Origin of the sequence: Robbsia andropogonis (assembly GCF_034047095.1) — a bacterium.
Taxonomy (GTDB): Bacteria; Pseudomonadota; Gammaproteobacteria; order Burkholderiales; family Burkholderiaceae; genus Robbsia; species Robbsia andropogonis.
Window position 1 is genome coordinate 860,495 of the sequence record NZ_CP139164.1, and the last position, 17,248, is coordinate 877,742.

The following is a 17,248-nucleotide window of genomic DNA, read 5'->3' on the forward strand; positions in this document are numbered from 1 at the left end:
AGGAGCGACAACGACGGCCAAGCCATCCGCCGATTACGTTCCTTACCCGGACTAACGCTTATCGCGGTAACGGCGAATGCACGGTATTGTCGCAGCAAGCAATCATGTCATTTCGATGACGTCACGTTGTTGCAACAAATGCGTCATACGATCGCGATTCCATTCATGTAGACGACAGGAGAACGCCCGATGCAACACGTGCCTCTGGCCCGAGCGGTTAAGACGATATGCACCGCAGCGGCAATGACGTGGGGGGCACTGGCAAGCGCTTCCGCCTATGCGGTGACCGACATCCCGTTCTGGCACGCGATGGACGCCGCATTGGGCGAGCGCGTCAACGATATAGCCAAGGATTTCAACGCGTCCCAGAGCGAGTACCACATCACGCCGGTATTCAAGGGTACCTATGACCAGACGCTGGCCGCCGGTATCGCGGCGTTCCGCAGCGGCAACGCTCCGGCGATCCTGCAGGTCTACGAAGTGGGAACGGCCACGATGATGCGTGCGAAGAGTGCGATCGTGCCGGTCTATGATGTCTTCAAGAATGCCGGCGTACCGTTGGACGAAAGTGCGTTTATTCCCACGATCTCCGGTTATTACAGCGATGCAAAGACCGGTCATCTGGTGTCCATGCCGTTCAACAGTTCGACACCGGTACTGTTTTATAACAAGGATGCGTTCCGCAAGGCCGGCCTGGACCCGAATCAGCCGCCGCGCACCTGGCCGGAAGTGGAACAGGACGCACTTGCACTGCGCAAGGCCGGTCTGTCCTGCGGTTACGCGTCCGGGTGGCAAAGCTGGATCCAATTGGAAAACTACAGCGCCTGGCATGCCGTGCCGTTTGCTTCGCGCAATAATGGTTTCGATGGCGATGACGCGGTGCTGGAATTCAACAAACCGCTGCAGGTCGCGCATATCGCTTTCCTGAAAAAGATGCAGAATGAAGGCGCTTTCAGCTATGTCGGTCGTCAGGACGAGCCAAACGCCAAGTTCTATAGTGGCGATTGCGGCATGACGACGAATTCGTCGGCAGCGTTGGCCAATATCAGGAAGTATGCAAAGTTCGACTTCGGCTCCGGTAGTCTGCCGTACGATCCGAGTGTCAAAGGCGCACCACAGAATGCGATCATCGGCGGCGCGAGCCTGTGGGTGATGGGGGGCAAGGACAAGCAAACCTACAAGGGCGTTGCCGAGTTCCTCGCTTACCTGACCAAACCAGAGGTTGCCGCCAAGTGGCACCAGGACACCGGATACCTGCCGGTGACAAAGGCTGCCTATGACCTGACGAAGGCGCAAGGCTTCTACAAGACGCACCCGGACAGCGAAACGGCGATCAAGCAGATGATGAACAAGCCGCCGTTGCCGTTCACGAAAGGCCTGCGTCTGGGGAATATGCCGCAGATTCGCGTAGTGATCGACGAGGAACTGGAGCAAGTCTGGGGCGGCACGAAGACGCCGCAAGGTGCATTGGATTCGGCGGTGGCGCGCGGCAACGACTTGCTGCGCCGCTTCCAGAAATCCGGTAGCTGACGTGACGCCGTTGAACGTGCCCCCAACGGGCGGTGCCGATGCGCCATCGGTACAGGCGGCGCCGGTCCCGCCAGGTAAAAGGGCGCTTGCAAGCGTACGCGCCCGGATCGGTGCCGGGCATGCGCCGTTCGGCACTTCCTGGTTGCCGTACCTGCTGATTCTGCCGCAATTGGCGATCACCGCCATCTTCTTTTTGTGGCCGGCGGGTGAGGCGCTCTGGCAATCCACGCAGACCCAGGACGCATTTGGCCTTTCCAGCAATTTCGTCGGCTTGCAGAATTTCACCGAGCTGTTCGCGGACCCGTTGTACCTGGCGTCTTTCAAGACAACGCTTTGGTTTTGTGCGATGGTCACCGTCGCGGGACTCGTCATCGGCTTGCTGCTGGCGGTGTGTGCGGACCGGGTCGTGCGCGGTGGCCGTTTCTATCGCGCATTGCTGATCTGGCCGTACGCGGTCGCACCGGCGCTGGCAGGTATCTTGTGGGTGTTCCTGTTCAATCCCAGCCTTGGCGTGATCGCCCATGCACTGCAAACGCACGGCATCATCTGGAACCATGCACTGAATGGCGGTCAAGCGATGTTCCTGGTGGTATTGGCATCCGTCTGGCAGCAGGTCAGCTATAACTTCCTGTTTTTCTACGCCGGATTGCAGGCGATCCCGCGTTCGTTGATCGAGGCGGCCGCCATTGACGGCGCCGGTCCCGTGCGCCGATTCTTCGGCATTGCCTTCCCCCTGATCGCACCAACAACCTTTTTCCTGCTTGTCGTGAACGTCGTGTACGCGTTCTTCGATACCTTTCCGGTCATCGATGCCACGACGGCAGGGGGGCCCGCGCAATCTACCCGTACCTTGATTTATAAAATCTATGCCGATGGTTTTCGGGGACTGGATATCGGCAGCGCCGGTGCGCAGTCGGTGGTCTTGATGGTCATCGTCATCGCGCTTACCGTCTTCCAGTTCCGTTTCATCGAGCGCAAGGTGCAATACGTATGATCGAGCATCGGCGTGGATTTGATTGCTTCTGTCATGCCGTGCTGATAGCCGGTCTCGTGGTGATTGCTTTTCCGTTGTATATCGCCTTCGCGGCGGCAACGATGAGCGAAAGCGAGGTGTTCACCGTGCCGATGTCGCTGATTCCCAGCACACATCTTTTCGAGAACATCGCGCATGTCTGGACGCATGGCACCGGTAACGCCGCGGCTCCGTTCGGGACGTTGCTGCTGAACAGCCTGGCAATGGCGTTGGGCATCACCTTCGGCAAGATCGTCGTATCGATCCTGTCCGCCTATGCCATCGTGTTTTTCCGCTTTCCGTTCCGGAATACCGCATTCTGGCTGATCTTCATCACGTTGATGTTGCCGGTGGAGGTACGCATCTTCCCGACGGTGCAGGTGGTCTCCACGCTGCACTTGACGAACAGTTATGCGGGCCTGACGTTGCCGTTGATTGCCTCGGCCACGGCGACTTTCCTGTTCCGGCAGTTCTTCATGACGCTGCCGGCGGAACTGCTGGAAGCGGCCCGCATCGATGGCGCGGGTCCGATGCGTTGCTTTATCGACATCGTCTTGCCTCTGACGAAGACGACGATTGCGGCGCTGTTCGTCATCACGTTTATTTATGGTTGGAACCAATATCTGTGGCCGATCCTGGTGATCAACCAGAGTGGATGGCAGACGGCCGTGGTGGGTATCAAGCAGATGATCGGCACGGGCGACACGGCCACCGAGTGGCATCTCGTGATGACCGCAACCCTGTTGGCGATGTTGCCGCCCTTGCTGGTCGTGATTACGATGCAGCGGTGGTTTGTACGCGGCCTGGTTGACACCGAGAAGTAACGGCACACCAGACAATTCAAGGAACGATAAATGGCCGCATTGACACTGAGTGGCGTACGCAAGACCTATGACGGCCAGCAGTATGTGCTGCATGGTATAGATGTCGAGGTCGCCGATGGCGAATTCGTGGTGCTCGTCGGGCCGTCTGGCTGTGGAAAATCGACATTGCTGCGGATGATCGCCGGTCTTGAAAGTGTCTCTGAAGGCGAGATCATGATTGGGGGGAAGGTCGTCAACCAACATGAGCCGAAGGATCGCGGTATCGCGATGGTGTTCCAGAACTACGCGTTGTATCCCCATATGACCGTGGCGCAGAATATGGGGTATGCGTTGAAGATTGGCGGCGTATCCCGTAGCGACATCGACCGGCGGGTGCAAACCGCGGCGCGCACGCTCGAACTGGAATCACTACTGGCGCGAAAGCCTAGGGAGTTGTCCGGTGGCCAGCGGCAACGGGTAGCCATGGGGCGCGCGATCGTGCGTGAGCCATCGGTATTTCTGTTTGACGAGCCGTTGTCGAACCTGGACGCAAGGCTTCGTGTGCAAATGCGCCTCGAGATGCAACGCTTGCACGCCCGGCTGAAAACCACCAGCGTGTATGTCACGCATGACCAGATCGAGGCCATGACGTTGGCGCAGCGTGTGATTGTGATGTACAAAGGGCGTGCCGAGCAGATCGGCACGCCCGCTGACGTGTATGATCGGCCGGCCAGTGTTTTCGTGGCGGGTTTCATCGGCTCGCCGGCGATGAATCTGATAGAGGGAAGGGTGACCGACGACGGACGCGCTTTTGAAGTACAGGATGGCGGCCCGGTTCTGTTCCTTGACGCATTTGACAGCATGCCATCCCGGGCATCGATGTCCTCGACAGGTCCGGTCCCGCTGTTGCCGAACCGTTTGGCCGGGCGTCATTGCATTTTAGGTATCAGACCGGAACATATGGCGCTTGCGCAAAGCGATGGTGATCATGGTATTGTCCGCGGACGGGATGCAACAACGACGGTCGGGCAGGCAGGTGCGACACTGCCCGTGGACGTATGCGAACGTACGGGGGCCGATAATTTGGCACGTGGCCGTTGGGGCAGTCATGATATCGCCGTACGTTTACCGCATGACGTCGTGCCGGCACCGGGTGCACTGCTGCCGGTGATGCTGCCGGTGCATCGATTGCATTTCTTCGACCCCGACAGTCGGCGTCGGCTGTAAGGCTAGGGGCGGTGCCTCGCTGACGGAACCCATAGTCGTATTCACTGTCGTACGATCTTATCGCCATGACTTCGTCACCCGTTTTCCACCCTGACTCGTCTGCCTCCTCATCTGTGGGGCGTTATCGCTGGCCTTACCCGACTGTTGCCGCGCATCGCGGTGGCGGCACGCTGGCGCCGGAGAATACGCTGGAGGCCATCGACACCGGTGCGCGTCTCGGGCATCAGATGATCGAGTTCGACGCACGGTGCGGTGCCGACGATATCGTATTCCTGTTGCATGACGATCATGTCGAGCGCACGACGAACGGCTCCGGCGACGCATCCACGATGCCGTGGCATCGCTTGCAGGCCTTGGACGCCGGTAGTTGGTTCGACACCCGCTTCTCGGGCGCGCGCATTCCCACGTTGGCTGATGTCGCCGAGCGCTGTCTGGCGCTGGGTTTGCATGCGAACGTCGAGATCAAGCCGGGTCCGGGCCTGGAGCGGCACACCGGGCAGGCGGTGGCGCGGGAGGTGTTAAGGCATTGGAAGGGAAGTCCGGCCGCGCCGTTACTGTCGTCTTTTTCGTACGAGGCACTTGCAGCGGCAGCCGAAGTGGCACCGCAACTGCCCCGTGGCATGCTTTGCGAGAACTGGTCTGATCCGTGGCGCGAGCAGACGCAGGCCCTGTCTTGCGTCTCGTTGCATATTCACCATACCGAGTTGACACAGGCGCGCATTGCCGAGATCAAGGAGGCGGGCTTGTTCGTACTCGCGTACACCGTTAACGAGCCATTACGTGCGGCAGAGCTGCTGGCGTGGGGTGTTGACACGATTTGTACCGATCGTATCGACCTTATCGGGCCGCATTTTCGCACGGTTTGAGATCAGGCAGTACAGCGCGATTACGCCATAACATACTCAAACTTCTCGAGCATCTGCTCCAGATGCGTGGAATCTATCTTTTCTTTCGGCGGAACGAGAAACAGACATTGCCTGCCACCCGTCTCAGATCGTGGTAAAAATTCTTCCGCGATATGATAATGCGGTCGATTTGTATAATCATCAAAAATAATCCTGGTACCTTCTTTTGCGTATTTCAAGGAAGTTAGAAAACAGTACACCCGAAATCTTCCGTCGATAAAAAAATTGTCGGGATGTATATCGCTGGACCGAGCGGCCAGCGCATAGTTTTTAAAATTATGTCTATTCTGAAAATTCAGAGGTGTTCGCCAGCTTTCGAGTGCTCCACAATCGATCCAGTGAAAACTGACTAATCTATCGCCAAGTTTCTTTTTAGTTGAAACGATCCACTCCTGGCTGGAGTTGATGCTTAATATGCTTGCTTTGGTATTTTTTTGCGACCCAGATGGTGCTGATGCCGCATCCACATTCGGTATAATTTTCTGTGGATGTAATAACATTTTTAAATAAATCGTCATTGCCATCAAAAAGTTTTTTGCTTTCCGCATTTTTTATAATTCTTGAAATGGGCATGGTAAATATTGATAATTTTATATAGATAAAGATCTTTTGCGATTATGAAGATTGGTAATTCTGATGCGCGTGTATTGTTGGCGCCGTGCCCAGATGAACTTGCCTATGCGTACCGACGCCGTTCGAAATTGGAAGGAACTGGCGTGCTATAGAATTGCTTTACGGGGTGCATGCTTCGGCGTGGCCATCATGAAGTATGAGCGAGTCATCGAATAATGCTCTTGATGTGAATAAAAAAGCATGCGTGCCATCCCGCACGCATTTCTCTAGATAGGGCCGGCATTGCCAGCACCACCATCGAGAAATACAAGACCGCGTTCAGCAACGCACCTTAACGCAATACGCTGGTGGGAGCGCCCCATACCGGAAGGCTGGGGCTGCTTTCCCGCAAGGCTGTCGCGGGGCTTGTCGCGACATTCTCCGTTGCCCCATGAGGGTCTCTTGATGCATCGCTTGCTTCTTCCGTGCTACTTGCATCCGGCGCGTCCGAAGACAAAGGCGCCACACCACCTTCCGTCCCCGCGCGATTTGGAGAGGAGAGCCATTCCGCCTGACCACGCATTTCTCGCAGATAGACAAAGAACTCGACATTGCTCGATACACCGAGCTTGTGAAACGCACTGACTTTCTGACGGCTGATGGTTTTCTTGCTGCGATGAAGTGTCGCCGCGATTTCATTGCCAGTCAGGCCCGACGAGAACAGCCGCAGCACTTCCGCTTCGCGCGGCGACAACCGGGTCTTCGTGGGCAGTCGGGACATCGCCTCGCAGCCGATGGTCTGGCGGATGGTGCGCGACAAATAGCAGCGTCCTTCCATGACGGTCTGGATCGCGTTGATCAGCTCTCCGGAGGCATCGGCTTTGCTGACCAATCCGGAGACCTCCATCCGTGCGATCGATCCCAGTACGCCGGCATTGTCGTGCATCGTCAGCACGATGAACGAATAGGCCTGGAACCCTTTAAACACGGGGGTCGTCCAAAATTTATCCAAAATTCGTCAAAAATTATTCAGGCGATTGCCTTGATAACCTGCCATTCGGCGCCGCGTGAATCGCGGTATCGATCCGTCATCGTCGCGGTCTTGTGACCCATCAATGCCTGGGCAAAGTCCTTGCCGTATAGCTCGTCGTAAAGGCGGGTGGAGAGCGAGCGAATCTCGTGAAATGCCGTCGGTGTTTTCCCGGTCCCCGGCGCGTACTTGAGCGCTGCGAGCATCTTGCGCAAGACGTGGGAGTAGGCATTGACGGCCGGCTGGTCGCCAATCTTTTTTTGCGGATACGAGCGCACGTAATGGAAGATGCTCCGGCTTAGGACGCGGTCATTGGCATTGCGCAGAACGTCTGCAACGGACATGTCTATGGCCGGCAGCCGGAGGTCGAGGGGGATCTTCAGCTTGATGCCTGTCTTTTGCTGCTCTATCCAGAGATAGCCGTCTTTCACATCCGTCTTGGTCAACCGACTGAGGTCTCCAACGCGCTGCCCTGTGATAAGCGCCATATTCATGCCGTTAACGAACCAGCAAAGATCCGGGTCTTTTTCTGCTTCGGCCCGCACCGACAGGAAAAGGTCCAGCGTCATCCGTTCGCGCGTGACTTTGGATTCCGGCCGGAAGGTGGATTCCACTGGGTTTTGCCCCGGCTTCACCAGCCCCTGATTGATTGCCTCTCGGAATAAAGACCGCGCCCGCGCACGTACCTTCGGAGGGATCGATTTTCCGCGCCCAGCAGTCTCTTTGACCATCGCTACAATGTCGCGTGGCTCTACGGCGGAAACCTGCATATCGCCGATTGCGGAAGCTATCGCGGCGACTTCATATTCGATGTTCACGAGCGTGCGCTTGCCAGCGTGTTTCTCTCGGATAGGAATCATGTATTCCTCGATCCAGTCCGAGACCGTCTTGCCACCGCCATCGATCCGATCCAGGAGTGCAGGCGTTGCCGCGCGCACGGCTAATTGGGCGTTGACGGCCTTGGCCTGTAGGGACGCGGCCTTGAAATCCGTGCCTAGCCCGTAAGTCTTCCCGGTCTCCGGATGGCGAAACCAGTAATAGCCCTTGGTGTTCTGGTAAAGATTCGCCGGCCAATTACGGCGAATCGCCTCTCGGCGTCTAGCGGCCACTGATCATCCTTTCCAGGCGTTCGGCCTGAACATCAACATAACGCGCATCCTCGCGCACATAGAAATTCTTCCCCACGCGCGTCGCGGGTGGGCTAATCTTTCCGTCGTTTGCCCAACGTCGTAGGGTATTCGGGTGAGGGGCGTTGCCGGTGTGGTTTGCGATAGTATTCGCGGCCCAAACACCGATTGGAACCAATTTGGCTCTCGACATACTCATACTCCAATCCGCCACGCCTTGGCGGTCACAGAGATAACAAATGAAACAGACAACGGTATTGCCCGGCGGTACGTCAGTGATGGTCGATGGGAACCGGTATGATTTCCCTGATGAATTGGCGGCCGACGCATTTGTCCACGCTGTTGCTGCTGGCTCAGATCCGCGCCAGGCGGCAGAACTCTTGAACGATTCACGATACTTTTCGCGACCACCAGAGCATTAATCTGGGTCTTTCTCAAAATTGATTCGAGCACTGCGGTTATTGCTTCATGCAGCCTCTGTGGGCTGAATAGCCTCATGCGCAAATTCATTTGTTGGCTCTACAGATAAAAGGCGACGCACCTCGTTCGCCAACAATTTCAACGCCCGCTGACTGTCTGTGCATGGAACGCACTTGTCGGCGTGTGCCAGAGCTTGTTCTAGAGTTTCGATCATCCCATCCCCCTCCCAATCTCAGCAATGTCGTCTTCCGTAAGACCGGCAGCCAGAGCTTTTTCAATCGCGAGATATCTTCTGTCAATCCTTTCTTGAGCAGCAATATCGTCTTTTGAAGGCGGTATTATTTTTCCTGGGACATACCATTGACCGGAAATGTTTAAAGCGATGTCTTTTGTCACATGGCAATCACTTCCCATGACACTGCCTTTGCGCCCAAGTCGCCGTGCTGACACTTCTTTCTCACAAATTGCGAGCGGCAATTGATGTCCTCTCCCTTCCGTTAGATCAGAATTTGTCCATGCTATCCATATAGTTTTTAGTTTGCTAATCTCGGGCATTGCTTCAGCGTCAAGCATTTCTCGGTCAGTCATTTTTGGTCCTTTGGCGCGCACGTATAGACTTCATCTCCGTAGTAGAAGCCCCCGATGTGTCGGCATGAGAGCGCATCAGACTGCACACCGGACGCCCACCCGAACAAGAAAGCAATTATCGCCATTGATGTAATAGCAGCAGTTCGCCAATCCATTATTTCCCCTCTCGTGCGGCGTCGATTGCTACGTCCAGTTGTTCGCCAGTCTTGGCTTCTGCTACGTCATCAGGCCAACTTTCATCGTCAGCTATGAAAGTCCTACGTAACCATTGATACCGATACGCATCAACCTTCAACGCCGCCAATTCATCCAGCAGTTCAAGGATTTCTTCCTTGTCCATTACATAGTTATATCCTGGCGGCACTTTTTCTGCCGCCTCACGCAGCGCTTCGTACTTGTCGGTCATGGCTGTTGCTCCTTGCGTGCTGCGTCTCGCGAACATTTTGCACACATCCCCGGGCCTCCGCATTTTGCCTTTAACCCATCTGGCCTTTTCCATACGTGACCATGACCTGTATTGCTGCCGATCGGGTTTTGCTCCTTGCGTGCGGTGTCGATAGCTTCGTCTAGCGCTTCCTCAGCAAGCTCTGTTACTGATGAGAGCATTACACCAGGCCCAAACTGGCAAACGTGAACGTCTTTTCTCCCATTCTTGCCGCAACCCCATGCCTCGTTGCGCAGGTAGTCATATCTTTCAGCCTTAAACTTCAACGCCTCCACCTGAGCGGCGAGTGCATTGCGTTCTGACTGCATGTCCTGACAACGTTTGATCCACTCTTGGCCCGCAGATTTTACAAGGTCGTAATTCTTGGCGAGTTCATCGCGTTCGGCTTCCATAGCGGCGTAGTCGTCATAACTTACAGACTTGCCTGACGGGCCGTGAATCCGGGCTATAACGTCGTCATATCGATCAGCCATCACGCCTCCTATCTTTTCTGACAAGTACTCCGTTTGTGTGGTCTTCTGCGAGCGGTACGCCGCCCCACATCACGACTTGGCATTTCGATCGAACAAGTCTCAAGTAGAGAAAGGCGGGTAGCAGTAGCGTCCATTTACGCATCACGCCCTCTTCGATTTCATGTTACGCACGAGCGCGCAGATTGCCGCTATGTCGCACATCAGTTCCTTACTGATAGTTTCGCCGCTTCGGTATTGCCATACTGCGTCCGCTGCCTCCTCAAGCACAGCATCACGCACATCGGCCGGCTCAACACTCTGCTTTAACTGCAAGCGAAGTACAGAATTCTCGTTTGTAAGGCGCGCTACTTCTTCGGCGATTGAATCTCGCTCGGCCTGTACACGCGCAAAGTTTTCCAGTATCACTTCCAATTGCTCGCTCGTCTCTTGCCTATCAATTTCCGGCATGTCTTTGATCGACACCGACGGCGAGTAGGACATCATAAAATCTTGTGCAGCCGATTCATCCTTGAATTGCAAAGTTACGAATCCGTCGTCTTCGTCAGTCATGCTTCCGAGTCCAGGAATGCGCGTACCCTCGGCGCTCTGTGCGTGGCACCCCCGTGCAATAAGCGCATCGATTGCGGAGACTGCAACGGCGTCTGCTAAGTCTGCCGGAACGCCTTCTTTTTTCACTGCTCGTACAACAGCTTCGATGTCGGCCTCATCAACCGGGCGTTCGCTCTGCGTGCTTTCACCCGAGTGATCCGCAGCACTAAAAAGGGCACCACAATCGACGCATATGTAACCCGACTTCACAACGGGATTGCGTGCGTCTGCAATGCGATGTTGACATTCAACGCTCTGCGCGCTTTCACGCAAAACGTTCGGCTTCAATCCCGCGCGCTCCAAATAGTCCAGTGCCTTTTGCGAAAGGTCGTTACTTGGCGAGGCTTTGCGGAGTTCTCGGACTAAGCGACGAACCAGAGTCGATAAGTCGTCTAGCGCAGCAGCGCGTTCGCTCTGCGCGCTTGCGTGCGCGGCCTGACGTTCGAGCGCCGCGATAGCCTTTTCAAGCAACCGGGCATCGCCTAGCAATCCTTCGCAGAGACCTTCTGCGTCATCAGGCTCGTATTCCCGCCCACTATCAAGTATCTCGCGCACACCTTCATGCGCGATACGCTTGCTTTGCGACGCAGACTTCAGCATTGCGAGCAGCAATTCCGGGTCGTATGTATCTGTGCGTTGATTCATGGTTTCTTGCTCTCAAGGCAGGTTGCGGAAGTAGCTGCGCCGTAGTTTGCTAGTTTCGACGCTTGCTCACGAGCAATACGATATGCAAGCTGACATGCTTCTCGTGACGAATAGTCGTGTTCTATGTGAGAAAACACACGAGGGTTATATGCCGAGCCACTCGAACTAAAAACGATTGTCATGATGAGTGTGTAGATCACGCTTCACCTCGCTTGCCGTATGTATCTGTGCGCATTATTCTTTCTCTCCGAGTGCTTTTGCCTTTTCTTCCGGATGGCGTTCTCCGTACTCTCGAATGGCGCGCATAAGGTACGCCCATTGATAGCTTGCGCACCACGCTCTGCCAGCAAATTCGATCGAACTAAATATCGCGGCCAGGACTAGCACAAAGCATCCCCAGAGCAGAACGATCTTCCCCGCCCACTCGTATAGACTCATAACGCCCCACCTCGCTTGGCGAGAAGGGCGGTACGGCATACCTGATCCAGGAAATCACCCTTAGCAAGTTCGTGCGCACCTTCGGAGCCGACATACAAGCCCTTTTCCCAACCAGATTCATCACGAAGCCAGCGATACCATTCTGCTTGCTCCGCATCCGATCCAGTAGTCGATTCACCTCGCTTGGCGAGAAGGGCGGCAAGCTGCGCAAGGATACGGCTCGAACTGAGTTCGTCGTCTGCATCTCGTGCCAGCGCAAAACAACCCTCGGGCGTGAAGACGGCCCAGTATGTTCCGTCTCCACACTTTTTAAACTTCCACCCTTCCAGCGCATCAGCCCCAACAGGCGCATCGGTAATGTCTGGCACAGACACCGGTTTCGCCTCGCTCTGCGCGGGTGCGGCGCGTTCAACCATGCTTGCCATTGCCCCGAATGCTGAAAACAAAATACCTACAGCCATGACGTCACGGCCATTTGTCGGATCAGGATAGCCAATTGCCTTACATAGGCTCCGGAAACGGGTCGTTATGTTTGCATCTAATAAAGCATCGCTCATGTGGTCGATCGCCTCGTTCTGCGAGGGCGCGGCTTTCTTGTCCATTTTTATGCCTCCATCATCGGTACGCCGAGATTTGCAAAATCTCCATGCAACTCTTTCGCTTTAATGCAATACGCCTCATAGGCACTCTGTGGTGACGTAAAATAGCCAACGTGGAAAAACTTTCCGTCGAACCACAAACTGGATCGCCATTTCTTTCTTGCGGAAACCCAGTAGACCCCCTTATAGCCCGAATTGTTTGTGCGCAATGCCCCACGGTTTCTAATGTTCTCGGCGTGGGAGCAGATTCTCAGATTGATTCGACGGTTGTCGAGTCGGTTGCCGTTTATATGGTCCACTTCTTTACCATCACCATTTTTCAAGCCGAGAATAAATCTATGCATCGATGTCTCGGTCTTTTTGCCGTCGCCATCCACAATCGAAGTTTTCGCGTATCCCCAGTTGCTGGCATACCATCGACGGGAAAAAACTAGTGCCGAATCTTCTTCGTCGATAAGCGCTATAACCCCGCGAGCCATGCTTACTTCAACGACTCCCCGCATAGCATCGTTACTCATGACCATCCCCCTTGCTCAGAATCTCCACGCCAATCAAATCGTGTACTTCAAACCCGTAAGTTCCATGACCGCCTCTCGACAGGGCCGCCTCTAACTCAGGCACATCACAATCGACGGTGTAGAAATCCTCCGTCTTTAGATCTATGTGTTGATCGAGCGAACGGCGCTTTATGATGAATCGGATCATTGACCATCCCCCTTGCTCGCAGCAGCGATAGCGGGGGCAGGCGCTCCCTCTGCTGGCGTACTCAAAAACACAGAGCCCTCGTCCGCATAGTCGGTACACCATGCGTAATAGCCTTTTCCGGTATGTCCGTCTCCGTATTGGATAGTCACTTCGCCATCCAATTGATCGGCATGCTCGGGTGTATCGCGGTCCGGCGCGATGAAATCAAGCGCTGCAAGCAGTTCATGGCCTGACAATGTGAAACGCGGGAATTCTTCCGCATCGCGCTTCTCATCCCCCGCAGCGGCGGCTCGGGCGGCACGGGCTTCGTTCAATGCGCCGCGTACAGCTTCGCAAGCACCCTCCATTTCAATTCGTGACATCTCCGCATATGGATGCTCAGCACCTGTGTCCCAATTTCGTTCAAACTCGGCCAGTGCGTTCAAGGCAACATCAAAACCATTGCGCTCATCCGTCACCGGCTGCGCTTCCCCAATCTCAAGCGCTTCCGCAGCATTCAAAACAGCAGCGCGATCTTTGATGGGCAAGGCGGCGATGCGGATCGCGCGCAGTGCTTGTGCTAGTTGTTTGTTGTTCATGTTTTCTCGGTTAGGCAGCTTGCTTGAGCAGCAGCGCGTGGTTATGCGACACTAGACGTTCAAACTCGATAAGGTCTTTCTCTAGGGCCTCGATGTAGTCGTCATCGCGCTTTACCTCGCGCCAGTACAGGTGCTTTCCTATCGACTCAAGGGCAGGGCAGTACAGTGCGAAGTGCCACCAAGTGCGCTCTGTGATCCACATGCAGCCCTGAATTTGATCCTCGAATTCGCTGATATCGTTGTGCAACAAGACGTTCCGCAATCCTTCTGGTGATACAAGGCACTTGTATTCGCTTCCGCCGTCTTTGCCGATGAATCCGTCAGCGCTGGCTCCGAACAGTCCGTCATCGGTCGTGACGAAACCAGCGCGATCAACGATCACGCCAGCTTCAATCTCGTGGGCTGCGCGCGCCATCGGCTCAAGTTCATGCCCACGGCGCATCTGCCACGTCTCGTAGCCTTCGTCGAGCGGCACGCCGCTGATACGTTCGACTGCTAGGCGAAATGCGTAATCCATCGCTTTTTCGGATGGCTTGCCAACCGGTTCGCCAGCGATCGCACGAAACACCGCGTCAGCGCGTGGCATCTGTCGATAGCCTGCCGCAGCCATCGCCTCGGATTCGGTCAAGCCGCTAAGCCTCGCATCGACGAATGCTTGTTGCTTCTCGTCGAGGCCATCGACACGCTGCCGCGCAACATTGAACATCGACGCGGTAATACAGCCAGCGCGCGCTTGGTGCCACTCCGGACTGCCTTGGTCGCAATGGATCAATCGCACGATTAGCCCTCCATCTTGCTGCGCAGGTCGTGGTACAGCTTGGTCAACACTTCCTGATGCGCTTCGCCGTTGACTTGGCGGATCATGTCGGCGGCAGTGTGTAGCTCATCGATATCGCCGCCTTCGAATGCAGCGTTCAGGCAGTCTTCGACGATCTTAGGGGTCACGTCCGGAGCGTCGCCAGCGGGCGCAGCCTCGTCGGGCTTGGGCGCGCGCTTCTTTTCGGCGTCCTCGGATGCTTGTTTTAGGTCATCCATGTGCGGGGCCAGTTTGTAGCGGTCGTCGCGCGGTACTGACTTGTAGTACTCTCGGAACGCTTCAACACCTTTTCCGGCTGCTGAATGTGCCTTCTTGAGGAGCGCTTCGCTTGCCGGTTCCGGTTCATTTCTGATGACTTCCGCGCGACCCGGTTGCGCGCGGCTCAGACTTGTCCCATCCTCTATTTCGTCCGGTGTGTAGACACCTAGGATGACGTCAGGGCAATAGAGGCGCGCCCAGCGCTTGACCGCGAGATAGGCCAGTTGCTGCTTCGGGTCCTGGCCCCATAGCGGCGAGTTACGGACGCCCGCTTGAGAAAGCAGCAAGCGCAATTCGCGCGGCGAATCCTCGCCTTTGAACGTTGCCCAAACTTTGACGCCCAAACCTTCTTCTTCCTTGACCGTCCAGTCGCGGACTATGCGTTTCTCGTCGGGGTTGTTCTTGGCCGGAATCTCTTTGAACTTGCCAGCGATCTTATCCCAGTCGCCAAACCAGTCGTAGTTGATGCGACCAGTCACTGGTGCGCGCGATGCGATGACCGCATTCACTAGCTGAGCCTCGTATCCCAGTATGCCGCCGACCAAATGTGTCTTCTGCGCTACCGCGAACGGGTTCATGCCCCACTGCATTGCCTGCATGGTTATGGCGAGGCAGTCGCCGCGATTTTTCTGTAGGTGCCTGGGAACGGTGGACATGCCGGACGCCATCACTTCTGCGAAAGCGAGCGCGTTCTGCATAGATTCACGCGACATGATCAGGTTTGCAGTGTTCGTGCTGATTTCAGGCAGTGAGTCGACGACTTCGGGTTCGCGCACGGCGATGGCTTGAGTGTTTTGCTCTGTCATGATGATGTGCTCTGCTTAGGCGGTGGCGGATTCGATGGCATCGAAGGCTTGTTGCAGCACTTCGGCATATGCGTCGTTCCAGTTCTGTTTGGTGGCTTTGTTGACCATCGCGCGAAGGGCGGCGAGCAGCGCCGGGGCAGCGTCGCGGAGCTTGATGTCAGCGGCGTGCGCTGCTTCCTCGGCGGCACGGCGTGCAGCGGCTTCTTCATCAAGGCGTTTCTGTTCGGCGGCGCGTGCGGCAGCGGCTTGCGCATCGGCGGCTTCCTGGGCAGCGCGGCGCTCGGCGCGCAGGCGCTCTTCCTGGGCGTCCAATTCCCGCTGACGTGCGACCATGGCCTCGCGCTGCTCACGGTCGGCAGCGTCCCGTGCCGCCTGGGCCTTGCGATCCTCTTCGGCGCGCGCGGCACGGGCACGTGCCTCGGCTTCGTCTAGTTCACGTTGACGCGCAGCCAGAAGCTCTGCCGCGGCGGCTTGCTCGGCGGCGATGCGTTCCTGTTCGATGCGTGCGGCTTCCGCGCGTTGCCGCTCGGCGGCAGCAGCTTCCTCGGCCTCGATCGCCCGGTCGTGCATTTTGGCCAAGGTGTCCATCGTTTCGAGGCGAACCGCAACTGCTTCCTCTAGACGCTTGCCAAACGTGGCTTCGTCTAGCGTCAGGAAATCCAGTTCGACGGAGGCGTGATCGATATCGGCAGCACTCTTGCCCGATACGCGCACCGCAAACTGGCGGATGTTGTCGATCGCCGCTTGCACTGCGGCCTGGCGCTGACGCTCGGCTTCTTCCTTGGCGCGCTTCTCAGCGGCCCGCGCTTCGTCCCATGCGTCGCGCAGCGAGAGCAACCTGGTTTCTTCTGGGGTGATCATGTCGACCAAGCGCGTTTGCTCGGCAATGACGGCCTTCGAAAACTTGGTAGCATCGTCGCGTGCAGACTTGCCGACCTTCTCTATGTCCACGCGAGTGCTCTTCAAGCGCATGGCCGCTGCGTGCGCCTGATCGCGGCCAGCAGTGTTACGCACCTCGGTGATGTTCGACGTGTTGCCGATCAACTCGCGAAGGTCGGCTTCGTATTTCGTCGAACCCAACGCCTGCACGGCGCGCTCGATCACAGTCAGAGCTTTCGTTTCCGCTGCCTTGTCGACTACTGCGGTGTCGTTCATGACTTTTTCCTCAGAATTAGGCTGGTGAGATTGCGTTCCAAATTGATAGGACGACGAGCATCGCCACCGCGCCCGCCGCGAACGAGCCCCAATGGATGCGGCGGCGTGGGGCAGTGCGCTCTATTTCATAGTTGGGCGTCATTCGTCGGCCTCATCTTCTTGTTCTTCATCCTCAAGCACTTCGCCGCGCTGACAATTCGTGCCTCCGCAGTGCGGGCACTCGGTGTGCGTGAGATTCGATATCGAGCCCATCCAACGAATTCCGGTCTGTCCGCAGCGATCGCAGATCATGGTCATGTCACTCACCCCGCGCCCGCTGCAACAGCGCAAAGAGTTCTGCGCGCTCGGCGCGTTGCGCGTCTGTCGGCTTGTCTAGGAAGTCCAGTTCGGCTAGGCGACGTGCGCATTGATCCGTCAATTCAGCGGCAATACGACCACGCTCCCACCATTCCGAAAGCCAGTGCGCGTCACTTGGTGGCTTGTTATTGCCCTGCCAACCGAACATGAAGGCTCCGGCTATCGCATGACGTACTTCGGTCTCACTCAT

At 56.3% G+C, this 17,248-nt stretch carries 20 protein-coding genes; 5 read left to right on the forward strand and 15 right to left on the reverse strand.

The features are described 5' to 3' along the window. Positions 1-189: 189 nt before the first annotated feature. From ugpB to ugpQ, 5 genes are all read left to right on the forward strand, one after another. Complete coding sequence (ugpB, locus tag SJQ66_RS03655) at positions 190-1,530, forward strand: sn-glycerol-3-phosphate ABC transporter substrate-binding protein UgpB (protein ID WP_024904157.1); 1,341 nt, start codon at positions 190-192, stop codon at positions 1,528-1,530. 106 nt (positions 1,531-1,636) lie between these two features. Continuing rightward, positions 1,637-2,524, forward strand: coding sequence for a sn-glycerol-3-phosphate ABC transporter permease UgpA (ugpA, locus tag SJQ66_RS03660; RefSeq protein WP_036010844.1), 888 nt, complete (start codon positions 1,637-1,639; stop codon positions 2,522-2,524). Continuing rightward, positions 2,521-3,366, forward strand: coding sequence for a sn-glycerol-3-phosphate ABC transporter permease UgpE (ugpE, locus tag SJQ66_RS03665; protein WP_024904159.1), 846 nt, complete (start codon positions 2,521-2,523; stop codon positions 3,364-3,366). The genes ugpA and ugpE overlap by 4 nt, the downstream gene beginning before the upstream one ends. 30 nt (positions 3,367-3,396) lie before the next feature. Next, positions 3,397-4,572 carry a sn-glycerol-3-phosphate import ATP-binding protein UgpC gene (locus tag SJQ66_RS03670; protein ID WP_024904160.1) on the forward strand — a complete coding sequence of 392 codons (1,176 nt, stop codon included), beginning with the start codon at positions 3,397-3,399 and terminating at the stop codon, positions 4,570-4,572. Between the two features lie 65 nt (positions 4,573-4,637). After that, positions 4,638-5,438 carry a glycerophosphodiester phosphodiesterase gene (ugpQ, locus tag SJQ66_RS03675; protein WP_081764994.1) on the forward strand — a complete coding sequence of 267 codons (801 nt, stop codon included), beginning with the start codon at positions 4,638-4,640 and terminating at the stop codon, positions 5,436-5,438. A 20-nt stretch (positions 5,439-5,458) separates the two neighbouring features. Here the strand turns inward: ugpQ and SJQ66_RS03680 are convergent, their stop codons facing one another. The 15 genes from SJQ66_RS03680 to SJQ66_RS03750 form a co-directional block, all read right to left on the reverse strand. Further along, positions 5,459-6,025, reverse strand: a complete 567-nt coding sequence (locus SJQ66_RS03680; RefSeq protein WP_320533619.1) for a hypothetical protein — start codon at positions 6,023-6,025, stop codon at positions 5,459-5,461. 356 nt (positions 6,026-6,381) lie between these two features. Then, positions 6,382-7,017, reverse strand: coding sequence for a LuxR C-terminal-related transcriptional regulator (locus tag SJQ66_RS03685; protein WP_320533620.1), 636 nt, complete (start codon positions 7,015-7,017; stop codon positions 6,382-6,384). Between the two features lie 41 nt (positions 7,018-7,058). Further along, positions 7,059-8,168, reverse strand: coding sequence for a tyrosine-type recombinase/integrase (locus tag SJQ66_RS03690; RefSeq protein ID WP_320533621.1), 1,110 nt, complete (start codon positions 8,166-8,168; stop codon positions 7,059-7,061). Further along, complete coding sequence (locus tag SJQ66_RS03695; protein WP_320533622.1) at positions 8,158-8,385, reverse strand: excisionase; 228 nt, start codon at positions 8,383-8,385, stop codon at positions 8,158-8,160. Before SJQ66_RS03695 ends, SJQ66_RS03690 begins: the two co-directional genes overlap by 11 nt. 431 nt (positions 8,386-8,816) lie before the next feature. Then, the gene (locus SJQ66_RS03700) at positions 8,817-9,194 is read right to left on the reverse strand and encodes a hypothetical protein (protein ID WP_320533623.1); all 378 of its coding nucleotides are present in this window, start codon (positions 9,192-9,194) and stop codon (positions 8,817-8,819) included. Positions 9,195-9,348: 154 nt separating this feature from the next. Further along, entirely contained in the window at positions 9,349-9,600 is a 252-nt protein-coding gene (locus SJQ66_RS03705; RefSeq protein ID WP_320533624.1) for a hypothetical protein, read from the reverse strand. Continuing rightward, positions 9,597-10,112 (reverse strand): hypothetical protein, encoded by a 516-nt coding sequence (locus SJQ66_RS03710; RefSeq protein WP_320533625.1) that lies wholly within the window; start codon positions 10,110-10,112, stop codon positions 9,597-9,599. Before SJQ66_RS03710 ends, SJQ66_RS03705 begins: the two co-directional genes overlap by 4 nt. Before the next feature lie 141 nt (positions 10,113-10,253). Further along, positions 10,254-11,300, reverse strand: coding sequence for a hypothetical protein (locus SJQ66_RS03715; protein WP_320533626.1), 1,047 nt, complete (start codon positions 11,298-11,300; stop codon positions 10,254-10,256). 479 nt (positions 11,301-11,779) lie between these two features. Continuing rightward, on the reverse strand, positions 11,780-12,385 hold the full coding sequence (locus tag SJQ66_RS03720; RefSeq protein WP_320533627.1) for a hypothetical protein: 606 nt from the start codon (positions 12,383-12,385) through the stop codon (positions 11,780-11,782). Between the two features lie 2 nt (positions 12,386-12,387). Continuing rightward, positions 12,388-12,900: an HNH endonuclease gene (locus tag SJQ66_RS03725; RefSeq protein ID WP_320533628.1), complete on the reverse strand. Its 513-nt coding sequence runs from the start codon at positions 12,898-12,900 to the stop codon at positions 12,388-12,390. Positions 12,901-13,083: 183 nt separating this feature from the next. Next, positions 13,084-13,665 carry a hypothetical protein gene (locus tag SJQ66_RS03730; RefSeq protein ID WP_320533629.1) on the reverse strand — a complete coding sequence of 194 codons (582 nt, stop codon included), beginning with the start codon at positions 13,663-13,665 and terminating at the stop codon, positions 13,084-13,086. Between the two features lie 10 nt (positions 13,666-13,675). Continuing rightward, positions 13,676-14,443, reverse strand: coding sequence for a lambda exonuclease family protein (locus SJQ66_RS03735; protein WP_320533630.1), 768 nt, complete (start codon positions 14,441-14,443; stop codon positions 13,676-13,678). A gap of 2 nt (positions 14,444-14,445) precedes the next feature. Then, complete coding sequence (locus tag SJQ66_RS03740) at positions 14,446-15,546, reverse strand: RecT family recombinase (RefSeq protein ID WP_320533631.1); 1,101 nt, start codon at positions 15,544-15,546, stop codon at positions 14,446-14,448. Between the two features lie 15 nt (positions 15,547-15,561). Next, the gene (locus tag SJQ66_RS03745; protein WP_320533632.1) at positions 15,562-16,701 is read right to left on the reverse strand and encodes a hypothetical protein; all 1,140 of its coding nucleotides are present in this window, start codon (positions 16,699-16,701) and stop codon (positions 15,562-15,564) included. Positions 16,702-16,999: 298 nt separating this feature from the next. Then, positions 17,000-17,248, reverse strand: a complete 249-nt coding sequence (locus SJQ66_RS03750) for a hypothetical protein (RefSeq protein WP_320533633.1) — start codon at positions 17,246-17,248, stop codon at positions 17,000-17,002.